At 33.7% G+C, this 13410-nt stretch carries 9 protein-coding genes; all 9 read right to left on the reverse strand.

Annotated elements, in window-relative coordinates; genetic code table 11:
- Positions 1-91: 91 nt before the first annotated feature.
- Positions 92-904 carry a glycoside hydrolase family 16 protein gene (locus BUB82_RS04850; protein WP_073192713.1) on the reverse strand — a complete coding sequence of 271 codons (813 nt, stop codon included), beginning with the start codon at positions 902-904 and terminating at the stop codon, positions 92-94.
- 10 nt (positions 905-914) lie between these two features.
- A complete protein-coding gene (locus tag BUB82_RS04855; protein ID WP_073192482.1) occupies positions 915-2858 on the reverse strand; it encodes an Ig-like domain-containing protein in 1944 nt (647 codons plus the stop codon).
- 6 nt (positions 2859-2864) lie between these two features.
- Positions 2865-6041 (reverse strand): glycoside hydrolase 5 family protein, encoded by a 3177-nt coding sequence (locus tag BUB82_RS04860; RefSeq protein ID WP_073192483.1) that lies wholly within the window; start codon positions 6039-6041, stop codon positions 2865-2867.
- Positions 6042-6495: 454 nt separating this feature from the next.
- Complete coding sequence (locus BUB82_RS04865; RefSeq protein WP_073192484.1) at positions 6496-9291, reverse strand: helix-turn-helix and ligand-binding sensor domain-containing protein; 2796 nt, start codon at positions 9289-9291, stop codon at positions 6496-6498.
- Positions 9292-9467: 176 nt separating this feature from the next.
- Positions 9468-10028: a hypothetical protein gene (locus tag BUB82_RS04870; protein WP_073192485.1), complete on the reverse strand. Its 561-nt coding sequence runs from the start codon at positions 10026-10028 to the stop codon at positions 9468-9470.
- Positions 10029-10089: 61 nt separating this feature from the next.
- A complete protein-coding gene (locus BUB82_RS04875) occupies positions 10090-11352 on the reverse strand; it encodes a hypothetical protein (protein ID WP_394331617.1) in 1263 nt (420 codons plus the stop codon).
- 11 nt (positions 11353-11363) lie between these two features.
- Positions 11364-11930: a YceI family protein gene (locus BUB82_RS04880; protein ID WP_073192486.1), complete on the reverse strand. Its 567-nt coding sequence runs from the start codon at positions 11928-11930 to the stop codon at positions 11364-11366.
- Positions 11931-12131: 201 nt separating this feature from the next.
- Positions 12132-12488 carry a DUF2237 family protein gene (locus tag BUB82_RS04885; protein WP_073192487.1) on the reverse strand — a complete coding sequence of 119 codons (357 nt, stop codon included), beginning with the start codon at positions 12486-12488 and terminating at the stop codon, positions 12132-12134.
- Between the two features lie 64 nt (positions 12489-12552).
- The gene (locus BUB82_RS04890) at positions 12553-13410 is read right to left on the reverse strand and encodes an aldo/keto reductase (RefSeq protein ID WP_073192488.1); all 858 of its coding nucleotides are present in this window, start codon (positions 13408-13410) and stop codon (positions 12553-12555) included.

The raw sequence follows: 13410 nt of genomic DNA on the forward strand, positions 1-13410 counted from the left end.
TTTTATATTGTTTGTTTCTTTATTTTGGGCCTTATTAATAAAAAGCGGCAAGATTTCAGGTTACCGCTTTTTTTAAGCCTTAATTTGAATCTTAATCTTGATAAACTCTTACGTAATCAACTTCTAGTGTTTGAGGGAAAACCGTATTTTCATTAGGTGAACCGACAAAAGTTCCGCCAACTGCCATGTTGATTAAAATAAAAAAAGGTTTATCGTAAACCCATTCACCTGGGACATCAGCCGGTGTAATTTGATTATACAACTTGTCATCAACATAAAAATTGATATAATTTGGTCCCCATTCAATCCCGAAAATGTGATAATCTGTATCAAATCTAGAATTTACCAAGTCGTAAGTTTTTGTGATGGCTTCTCCAGCTGAGTAGCCAGGACCATGAACACTGCCATGAATAATCGTTGGGTCTTGACCGCGATACTCCATAATATCAATTTCGCCCGTTTGCGGCCAACCGACTTGATCTATATCAGCTCCTAGAAGCCAAAAGGCTGGCCATAAACCTTGTCCCCAAGGTAATTTCATACGTGCTTCAAAGCGACCGTATGTTTTCTCAAAATTAACTTTTGTTATGATGCGTCCAGAAGTATATCCAGAACCTTCGTAGGCTTCTTTGCGAGCTGTTATGGTTAATTTTCCGTCTTCAACTTTTACATTTTCAGGCCGATCGGTGTAATATTGTAGTTCATTATTTCCCCAACCATTTTGCCCTGTACCAATTTCATAAGACCATAAACTAGTGTTTAATTCATTCCCATCAAATTCATCTTCTAATACTAAATCATCAAAAGTTGTAACCGTTTGTACATCGTCAGTCTCACAGCTGTAAAAGCTGAAAGCAATCAATACAGAGGTTAGTATTACGTAAATTGATTTATGTCTTTTCATCATCTTTATTTTAATTAGTTGTTTGAATATCATCTAAATAGTAAGTGCTTCCATCTCCTGGTGTACCTTCAATAAATTCAAAGAAGGCAACAATACGTTGATAATCAAGTGAAGCGTTTAATACATTACTAAAATCGAATTCAAGTTCTTCCCATTCATTTGAAGTTGTTGTATTTACATCAACAAAAACTTGATTTCCTCCGCCAGCAGTTTCAAGCGCTAATCTTACTGGAATATTAGCTTTAGGCGAGTAAACCTTCATTTTTAAGGTTTGGCTTGATGTAAAATCTATGGCTTGATCGAGATCTATGCTAGTACCTGCAAAAAATTGAGCCCCGTTTGTTTTAACAGACTGCATAACTGTTGGTGAAGTATTGATGCCATTTGGAAATGGATTATCTTCAATGGTAGTTACGGCGCCTTCAAAACCAGTGAAACTATAATTTGCTGGGTTTGATAATTCAAAATCAAGTGGAAGTGCTACTGTTTCTGGTGTAATATTTTCGCCGTCTTCTCTGTAAAAATAAATATTATCTACATAGAATTCTTCTGGCGGTGTAATTCCGTTGAAGTCAGCTAAAATAATTTGACCTAAATTCGTTTTAGGGTTTAAGCCTGTAATATCCATGTCTATTGAAATCCACTCACCAGCTACCAAACCTTCTGTAAAGCCTTCAGATAAAGTTGTATCGTCGCCACCTGCAAAAGAAGCATCCGCACCAAAGTCTACTAAATCTATTCTTAAGGCCGTATTTGATGACGGTTCATTTGGAATAAAAATATCAAAATGTAAATCTGTTGCTAATTTGCCATTAATTGTCGGTACATTTTGATTGAATTCAATCCCAACAAAGTTAAAATTCAAGTAATATAAAACACGATCACCATTAACTATGAAATCTGATGATGTTGTGGTTTGGAATGGCTGATAAAATCCGTTATAAAAATCAACTGGTCTATTTTCATAAGCCTCACTAAAAATAGAGATAACACTTTCAGGGTCACGCGTTGGTATTGGCGCTGGTGTATAGCTTCCTAAAGATTCTACTGTTAAAGAGCCTTCTGCATCTATACCATTAAGGCTTGCAGTAATTACAGCTGTTCCAGAACCAACGATATTAACTTCTCCATTTTCATTTACCGTAGCGACATTTGTATTTGATGACTCAAACTCGAAATATGCAGGTGATGCAGTAACTGTTACATCACCACTTGGTGAGTTTAAGGTTTGAGTTAAACCACTTACTGTCAAATTACCACCGATAAAAGTTTGGGCTACTGCATCTTCTCCATTTTGAATTTTTGGTCTTGGTTGTGCGAGTGTTCCAAGCTTTTCAAACCTCAATTCGTCAATCCAAAAAGCATAACCATAGCCATTTAAAACGCCGTCAGGATTATCAACAACTTGTTTCGGTGTTGCAACAAACCTAAGCATACCTCTTTCTTGTTTTAGAACTGAGGCGTTAGGAATTGGGATAATAAATTTTTTCCAAGCAGTTGTTAAGCTAACATTTGTAATTGAAGCCATGAACTTATTTTGGTCAAAATCTTCACCAAAACCAAGTTCATCAATTTTAACGCCTTCAGATGCTTTTGCCCAAAAAGTTAAGGCATCATAGCCTGTTAAATTTCTTCCAGCACCATCAATTCTTAAGATACCGCCAGCGTAACCGCTTACAGGGTTATCAGCATTTGGCACATCTATTCTCATAGAAGCTGAGCCTTGATAACTTTCTTCTTCATCAACAGACCAAGCTTCAGGAAAAGCATCAGCGTAAGGAAAATAAAAGTCACTTCCCATACTAACTGGATTATCTGTAAAAATATCAGCCGTACTTGGGAATTCTGCTACTACAGCATCATCAGATATATCTCTTTCACAGCTAAGACTGCATAAAACAGCTACAGTTAATAGCCCTATATTTTTTATTGAATTTTTATAATTAAATTTCATAATAAATTATTTTCCGATATTAATATGAATGTATGTTCTAATTTCCCATTCTGAACCATTAGGAAAGCCAACTGCACTAAGTACTGGCTGTGGTGGAAATACGTTTTCTGGTGGCGTTGCAGGCGCATATCTAGGTGAATTTTGATCAAGCGATCGCCATGTACCTCTGATACCAATTTTAGTACTAGGAAGCATGAACCAGTCTGGTTTTGCTAATGTTGTAGAAACATCTAGCATAAGTTGAAGCGGAAAAGTTAGGTTGAAGTCTCTATGATAATCAAATGGTCCCCAATCATTAACTTTAACCATAGCTTGCGCTTTTACTTTTTTATAAATCATTCTGATATCACCACCAAAGCGCTTGATTAATCTAGGATCGTCACCATTGGCTTGACCATTACCATAATAAAAGTTTCCGATAATACCTAAATCAGGTGTTAATTTAGACACCATTCTGGTATGTGCTTCCCATAAATCTTCAGCTGGTGCAGAATCAGGAAAAGCAAAAAATGTACGGTCTGCTAAGAAACCGATATGACCATCCATCGCAGTAGGATGGTGACGGTAAACAAAACCAGCACTCATAGCAAAAGAAGCATCTTCTGCTCTATCATTATTCCACTCATACATCCATGTTCCTGGTGTTGGGTCAAAAGTTAGTAACAATTCTCCAGCGGTCGTTTCACGATTACTTCTTACCGCGAATGGATCGTCAATAATATTTCTTAATCTTCCAGGAGCATCAATTCCTCTTGGCATCGGTCCTACCAAAGGTTTTTGCCATAAAAAGTTTGGTGCAATTTGCCAGTTACCGATATTATAAGTGAAACCCGATAAAAAGTTAGATTGGTTACCACTTCCAGAATCTTTTAATCGCCAGCCTGTAAATGTTTGCGTTTGATCGGCTCCAGTATTAGCAATAAGTCCCATAATTGCACCTTGGGCATACCAATTAAACTTACCGCCTTCATAAGTGATTTTAGCTTTACCACCCCAATTATCTTCGGGTTTTATTTTATCAACAAGAACAGTATAGTTTCCAGGAGTTCCTCTTACGTCTTGATATGAGCTTCCGTTTAATGGACTTCCGCTCCAAACACCTCCTAAAGTTAAACCGAACTTTCCAAAATCTCTTTCTAAAGCAATTGCAGCTCTTTCTGTTGGCCATGGCGGAATTACACCACTTCGAACCTGATTAAGGTCTAAAACACGCCTTCCATTTTCATCAAATTCTAAATCGGTTTCAATATCTCTATGGTAAATACCTGTGACATCCCATTTAGCGATATTTGTTGAATATTTAAAAAGTGCTGTTGGGTTAGCGCCCCACCAAAGTTGAGGTCCAAAAGCAGCTTTTAAACCTTTAGCTACACCTTTGCCATCTACCTCAAAACCTGAAATTTCACCGCCGTAAATATCTAAATTAGGGCCATAATTAGCCTCTGGATATAAACCAAAGAAATCACCTTCATAGCCCCAATGATAGTGACCTGTTCTATAAAAACCTCTTAAATCGAAATGTTTGGCTTTCCACTCGTATTCTGCTTGATAAACAGCAACGCGATTATTATCGTTAATTACCGTTTCACCATCAGGTGATGCCACCGTAATTGGTCTGGTTCTATTTTCATAAAATATTTCATCAATCGGATTTTGAGCGACACGACCAACAATATTAAAGTCTACATTAGCTCTCATATTAGGTGCTGGTCTACCTTCAATTCCAACAAAATAAGATTGCATATGGTCAAAACCAAGTTGATTCGGGAAGGCATTACTATCCGGATCTGGGTTATCTGGTGTTGTAATTAAGCTTCCACCTGTGTTAAAAGTTGTGAATTGTGCCGATAACCTACTAATACTTATTTTTTCGGAGCTTCCACCACCAAGTGCTGCCTTATCACCTCGAGCTTTTAAAACAGCATCCATTAATTGAATATTATTAAAATAGTTATCAACAAAGTTGAGATTAACGCCTTCTTCGTAAGGGTTGATTTTATGAGCTTCTTTTAATGCATAATAAGAAGCTCTTGGGTAAAGATCATACAAACCTCTTGCATTGGTTGGTCCTTTTGCACAAACGCCAAACCATTCTTCATTCATATTATTTTGACCTTCAACATGATCTCTTTCATAACCGCCATTAGACCATGACGCGTTGCTATCGTGCACATCAAGATTATCAGTTTGACCGTATTTCCACCAACCATCGCTGAACTGGAATGTAAAACCACCAATCGAATTTTCGGCTAACCCGAGACCTGCAGCGTTTTTATAAATTTCTTCCCAATTCTCTACCATATAATAAGCTTGAGATTTTTGATCTTCTTGGTTTTCTATGGCATTAAAAGCATCTGCTCCAAATTCTGTAAAAAGAATAGGTTTTCCATATTCATTTTTAACCCTTTCGAAGGCATCACCAAAAGAAGCGCCACGATACATATTTGTACCGTAAATATCTACATCTGGACATTCCTCTGCTATAATGTCGAGAAAAAGCAAATCACCATTACAAATAGCTACAGGTAAGTTATCATTAATCTGCTTCATTTTCACAGCAGCTTCATTCATAAGCTTGTACATAGGACGACCTCTATTTTCACCTACAGCTCTCTTTTGATCTTCTTCATCTGGAAAATCTTCAGTTTCGGCACCAGCCCAAAACAAGCCGTAGTTATTTTCATTACCAAGAAGAAAAAGCAGTAAACCAGGTGTATTTTGATATTCTGCGGCTAACTGTTCTACCTCTGACATGAGTAAATTTTGTGTCGCTGGATCATCATATTTAGTAACGGGCGTCCAGACGCCATCTATCGTGAGGCCATACCTACCAAAAGAGTGATTTAACATGGTATAAATACCATAATTTTCGTAGATATAGGTAATCCATTTAGGTTGGATTCCTGTATACAATCTTATGGTATTAACACCCATATTTTTAAGCAGACCCATTTCTGAATCGAGTGCGGCTTTTATTAACTCGTCTGATTGATTCCAAAGGCTGTAATTGAAATTTGTTCCTCTTGGAAAGTAATCCCAATTCATACCATTAATAATAAAGTCTTTACCATCGACTTTCAATTTCATGCCTTGATTATTCGAAATTATTTCAACATCATGGCCTTGTGAAAAACTAGATGTTGAGAAGAGTAAACAGACAAAAAAGAATACAATTTTTTTCATGTTAAAGAATTTAAGAAATTCATAGAAACCAAACTTAAAGGATTTAGTTTAGTTATTCTTAAAATATTACACTACAAAAAATATACATTGCAACATAAACAGCTAATTATTGCCGAATCTTTAAAAAATCACACAAAAGCCTTATAATAAACACAATCAGAATCTGGTGCTTTTTTAAGTTATAAATCTATTTAATGAATTTGTATAGGTAATGTATGGTTAAAAATTAAGTTTGTAAAGGTTGTCTTTATGCTTTAATTTATTGAAATTGGATTATAAATCGCTTTGCTTCGCAATCGTTTTCGTTAAGCTATTGAAAATGATGATTACACAGTATGTTCCAGAAGAATTAAATTTATGAAAAATTGCTTAATCTAATATTTAAGCTTTTTATTTTGGCACTAGGTAAATTACAACTTAAAAACCCGTATTAAGTATTTCACTATTAAAGCAATTAAAGTTCTAAAATATAGTTAGTTAGGCTATCATTCCTATCTAAGTTCATCTTTTTACGTAATCGGTATCGTTTTACTTCAACACTTCTAGTTGAAATATTAAAAAGTGGTGCAATTTCTTTAGAAGATAAATTTAAGCGTAGGTATGCACAAAGCCTTAAATCGTTTGGTGTTAAAGAAGGGTGTTTTGACTTGATTTTCTTTAAGAAATCTTTATCTGCATTATTAAAAGCTTCTTCGAAAAAACTCCAATCATCTGAATTGTTTAAGTTTTTATTGATTGTTTTAAGCACATGGTCTAATTGTTTGCCTTTTTTAGCTTTAACTTCTTTGAGGTCTTTTTTTATTGAAGCTAAAAATTCATTTTTCTTAATTAAACTCATTGTCGAAATGGCTAACTCTCTATTTTTATTTTCTATATCTTGCTCAAGCTTTTCATTTTTAATGCGCATAATTTTACGTTGCGCCTCAAGCTCTTTGAGTTCAAGATCGTTTTTGAGTTTTTCTTGTAGTTGCTTTTTTTGCTTTTTGTAATACATTTTATAAAGGAAATGAACAAAAAAGCCAAAACCTATCAGTATAAATACATATAAAACCAACATCTTGTTGGTTAAGTATAAGGGTTTTTTAATTTCAAAACTATAGCTAAGCACATCACTAAGATTTTCTTTACCAATTCTAGATCTTAATTTAAAGGTGTAATTGCCGTGCGGTAAATTTTTAAAGTTAACTTGACCATTTGACTGCCAATCACTCCACTTATTACTATAGTTATCTAACTTGTACTGATATTCACTTTTAAAAACTGACTGATAATTATAAGCTGTAAAAAAGAACGCTATATCGTTATGTTTATTTTTAAATATGTTACGACCAGCAGTTGCAACAAAGGACGTATCCTTGTTTTTAGAAGATACTACAATTTTGTTTAAGTTTACTTCTGGATTTGGTTGTTTAAACTGACTTAGATTAAGTTTCAAATAACCATTACTACTTCCTAGCAAATAACTATCAGAGGCTAATAAACTTACATTCTCATAGCCAGAAATTTGTCGCCTACTTTCGTTGTTAATAGGTAACTTTATAGTCGTGTAACCATTTTTCAGCGAACTTGGCAACAAAAGGGTGATGTCTGATTTAGAAAAAGCCCAAATTTTACCATCTTTTGTTTTTACTAAACGCCCTGAAGTGTATTGATCATAAGAATAAAACTGAGAAAGAATACTGTCTTTTTGAAACTGTTTCTTGGTATTATTATAGCTGAAAATTCCATTTTTGTAAGCATAAAGAATTTTGTCTTGATATTTAATAATAGAAGAATATAAACCCTTTGGAACAGAAAAATCTTTCTTAACTGAAGTTATTTCGGTTAAACTATCATTTAACTTCAATTTGTAAATCCCTTTGTATTCATGGTTAACTAAAATTTCGTCTTTATTGAGGAATTCAAAATATTTCGTAGAGATATTAAAGCCCTCGATTTTTTGTTCATAAACCCAAGTCGTATCTTGTTTTTTATACTTGTGCAAACCATTATAATTCCCTGATATAACCGTGCTTTGATCAACAGCTTTAAACGACCAGGTGCCTTGTACATTACTAATTAATCTGGCTTTGGCATTATCAATTAAAAACGTACCAATATTATGACCACAAAATAACTGATTATTATGATTAAATAATGACCAAACCTGACCTTTAGTACCTTTAATAAAATTAAAATTAGAGCTATTTTTATCTCTGTAAAACAAGCCCTGATTGGTTCCTAAATAAATGGTATCTTTAATTTTAATAGAAGTGTAAACTGTTCCTAAATCACCATTCCCGTCATTATAAATGCTAATTTTAGATGCTGTATTTACGCAGTTAATGCCATTATCTAAGCCTAGCCAAATATTACCTTTAACATCTTGATATAAATTTAAAATTGTGTTGTTATTTAAATTATTTTCTTGATTTAAATGAAATTCGATTTGATTATTAGAGAGTTTTAATAATCCGTGTGAAATTGTACCTAGATAAATGTCGCCATTATCAACCTGAATGCTATTATAAACTGAAATATTTGGCCATAAATCAAGGTAATTATTAGGAACATAGGCCGAATTATCACTTAACTTAATAATGCCGTTGTATTGAGTTTGAGCATAAAGTTTGTCATTTATGTCATATATATTTAAAACGAGACTGTTTTGAATCAATGATGTTGTGTTAACTGGAATTTCTTGACCATTAATAAGCTTAAAAACACCTTCATCAACTTTATGGTAATAAAGAATATTGTTTACAACCATCATTTTGGTAATACCAAACTCAGAAGAAATTACCTCAAAAGATTGATTAGTTGTATTGTAGAGATAAATAGAATGTAAAGACTGGAACACAATAAACTGATTTAACTGATCGATTTTCCAGAATTGCTCATCTTCTGTTAAATCTAAATCTTTAGATAATGAAGTGTATTTGTAATTGTCCTGTTCATTCTTCTCCCATACACCAAAATCCATATAAGCACCACTATAAACAGAATTGTCTACCGCAAAAACAGATCTTAAAATAGTTTTATTAGGTGAACCTAGTAGTTCCCAACGCTCACCATCAAATTTTAAAAGGCCTTTACTGTTAGCAAAAAACAAGTCTTTACTTTTTGTTTGAGTCACAGACCAATTTTGATTATCAGCATTATAATCTTCAGTTGTAAAGCTTAAAACTGGCGGCAGTTCCTGAGAAAAACTAAAAAAGGAAAAAAATAAAAGCGTAATAAGAGTAAAAAAGAAAGGTTTAAAGCAGTTCATAACAATGAGATGGTCTAGTATAAAAATGTTGTGGTAAAATAAACTGAATGTAATTTACAACAATTTAATACTAAAACAATTAAAATACTAAAAACTATTGGCTTAAGCTTAAACTTTAAGAAATTATAATCTCTAAAAGTTAAGTTTGAATATGTAGTGTATAGTTGCTTATCAACTTAATTTACCTCTAAATTTAAATCAAATTCGATATTAATTACAGGATCAACTTGAATGGTTCCAAGTAATTTTCTTGGTGCTTCCATATCAAAATCATTAATATTTAATTTTAAGTTACCTTTATAATTATTATTGTGTTGTGGTAAAATATTAAAAGCGTAAAGATTAGTTTGATGAGCTATTTTAATTAAAGCTTCAACTTCAAATACATCTTCTTTTAAATTAATTTGAGTAAGCGTAATACTTATGTAAGGATAGTCTTCAGATTGCATTAGCTTATTAAAATCACGATTAATCATTCTGCCGCCACAATCAAAAGCTTCACTTTTTAATTTAATTTTAGCATCATCTAAAATGATAGCACTACTAAGGGTATTATAATCTACGATTTGACATCCTGGTGCTATTGAAGTGGTATAAACGCAGGAAAATTTATTAACATTAGATTGTCCGCTAATTGTAATTTGGCTCCCTTTTTTTATGTGAACATCAACTGTATTATTAGTTGATATAAAAAAGCCAAAACTCAAAATAAAAAATAAGTATGGTAAGGCTTTCATAATTTAATAATTAAAAGGGCTTGATCAAACTCAAGCCCTTTTTGGTTAATTCAAACAACTATTAAAAACTGATTACAGCTTCTAGCATCAATCCATCAAATTGTCCGTCAGCTAGAATACTTGTAGCATCAAAATCTGAATAAGACTGTTTAACATATTCAATTTTAGTAAGAATATTTTTAGTCATAAACCAACCAGCGCCAAGCTGAAGTCTATCAACAGAAATATCTTGTCCAGGTGCTTGTTCACCATCAACTAAACTATATCTACCGCCTACATAGAAGTCTTCATTTTCTCCAAAACGATATAGCAAATCTGCTGCATAGTGGTTATAAGTTCGGCTAGGTGGGTTAGGACCAAAACCTTTACCAGAAGCATTTTCATATAGTCCGAAGAACTCTAATCCTTTATATTTTACAAATGGGTTAATCATAATTGAAGTTAACTCTGTTGATAAACCTGGATTAATTCGACCTGAACGAAAGTTACTACTAGAACTTGCATCTACATCTTCCATGACTAAATAATATCTAGAACCTGCACGATCACCATCGTATAGCCATGTTTTAGAAGATTCGCTAGTGGAGTACATAGAACCAGTTAACCTAAACCTTAAGTCATCATTAATTTGCTTATCATAGCCCAATTTTGCTACAAAAGATGCTTTAGTATTAGTTTCTTCAACCGATTGGTTAAGCTTACCATTGGTTACACCTAACATGGCAATCCATCCACTTCTTCTATAATAAGCTTCAAAACCAACTTCAGTTGTGAAAGCATCCATTAAATGGTTACCAATAAATGGGTTGTAAATTGTTGCAGCATTATCAGAACGTCTAAAGTGAGCATCACCATAGTTAATTTCCATGTGACCAAACTTGAATGTTAAATACTTCATTGCATCGGCCATAAAGCCTTCATTAATAAATTCAAGCTTATCAACCAATAAATATCCACCTTTAACATAAGGTTCTGGATGGTGTCGGGAAGATAAGTAAGTTCTTAAGTGCATTCTCACACCATCATAAAGCGCTACATCTAAATCTAAGTTAGCCGTTGCTAAATTAAAGTTATCGCCTAAAGCAATTAATGGTACTGCGCCATTATTTTCATGATCTATCGCTTGAAACTGTAGTGTTGATGCACCACCAATTCGAACTTTTACACCATCAAAAGTAGATGTAGTGTCTTTTGGAGCTTCAAACATAGTGACACCGCGTTGGTCTCGTGGTCTAAAGTTGTCTAAATCGCGCTTCTGTGCGTTTGTTAATTGTGTGATTGCCAAAGCAATTAGCAAAAACACGGTTGTTTTCATGGTTTTCATAAGTAAGTGATTTAATTATTGTAAGTTAAATTAGTCATAACGGTAACATTTTCTCCCGTAGTAATTGTACCAAATAAAGCTTTCGGCGGATCTATGTTATAATCTAGCATATTAATCTTGTAGGTTGAAGAGAGCTTTATTTGATTATTAGTTTTCGAAATTTCGAAAGGTATTTCAACTTTTTTGGTTGTACCAGCTATGGTTAAATTGCCAACAGCAACATAAGTTCCAGCCGATTTTTGTATTGAAGTCGATTTGAAATTAATAAACTTATAGTCATCAGCATCTAAAGCTTTGTAAGTGTTTTTATCCATTCCACCTTTACCACTTTTCATGCTTTTCACAGGAACCTTAAACACAATAGACTGAACTGATAATTCGTCTTGGTTAGCGTTTACCAGTTGAAGTTGACTCACTAAATCTTCAACCTCAATTTCCCAATCGTGAATATTTGAAGTACCTTCAACAATAACATGGCTGTGTTCTACATTGGCCTTAAAACTCTGAGCCTGACTTAAACCAATTGAAGCTAGAAAAAGGAAGCTTAAAAAGCTAAGTTTTAAAATTGATATTCGCATTGCCTTATAATTTAATAGAGTTAAAATTTTTAACTATTGTTTGACAATGCAAATATGAGGCAGTAATTGCTCTTTATTTATGATAAATGTCATCATAATTAAGGTTTAAATGTAGAACGAATCAACTCAAACCTTGTAGTTTACAATGTAGAAATAAGAAGACGCTATAAATGTTGTATGGCTAAAACTTAGGTAAGTATATTAAACGGCGAATGCCTTTAATTCTTCTAAATCTAAATAATCAAGCATTTTTTCATGGCAAGCTTCTAACTTTAACTTTAAAGGATGCCCTGCTTCACGGCTTCGTAGCCAAACGCCCATACAAATGCACCACCAATCACCAGCTTGAAGTCCTATAAATTGCCATTCTGGTTTTGGGGTAATTAAGTCATTACCGCGCGCTTTATTCCACTCCAAAAAACCTTGCGTTACTTGAGCAGCAACAATATGTAAACCTGGATCCTGCTTGGTATAACTGCAATATCCATCTCTAAAGACACCTGTTTTAGGGTTAAAAGAACAGGCTTGCAATTCTGTACCTAATACATTTTTAGCCATAACTAAAGTTTAGTTACTAAAATAGTTGAGGTTTTTCAATCTTAAGCTTAAACTAATCATAAATCTAAGCTACTTCAACGCCACGTGAGGCTTCATAAAGTTTAAACCAGTCTTGACGTTCTATATCAAGTTGTTGCGTGTCAACTAATAACTTCGCTCTATTAATCGATGTTGTACCTATAATTGGCAAAATATCAAACGGTAACTTGTTCAGAAATAACAGTGCAAGTTGAGCTTCTGTGATAGAATATTTCATACATAATTCTGTCAGCATTTTGTTTAATCTAGCATTAGGGCTTAATTTAAAAATATCACCTAAAGGTTGCCAAGCCATAGGTTGAATTTGCCGCTGAGCTAAACCATATAAATGGTCACTTTCAATCGCATCAAGATGTGTTATTGAAATTTGAATTTGATTATAACAAATTTCAACACTAGCACTTAAATAATCAATTTGTGCTAGGCTGAAGTTAGACACACCAAACTGCTTAATTAAACCTTGGCTTTGAAGTTGTTCTACAGCTTCAGCAATTTCATCACTTTGCATAAGCGGACTCGGCCGATGTAATAAAAACACATCTAGATAGTCACACTCTAAGTTAGCAATACTTTGCTTGGCTTGGGCAATGATGTAATCTGCATTATATTGGTAATGCTTCAACTGGTTCTGGCGCTTTTTAGACGGTAATTGCAAGCCACATTTTGATATGATTTGAATGTCTTTTCGATTTATTTTGCTTGCTTTAAAAGCCTTCCCAAACTCAGCTTCTGTGGTATAATCTCCATAAATATCAGCATGGTCAAAACTAGAAATACCGTTTTCAAGATTGGCTTCTATACGTTGGGTAATTTGTTGGGTTGAGAGTTGTTTTCCCCATTTCCCATAAGTCATACAACCTTGAATTACAGGAGATAGCTTCAT

The sequence above is a fragment of the Psychroflexus salarius genome (assembly GCF_900129035.1).
GTDB lineage: Bacteria > Bacteroidota > Bacteroidia > Flavobacteriales > Flavobacteriaceae > Psychroflexus > Psychroflexus salarius.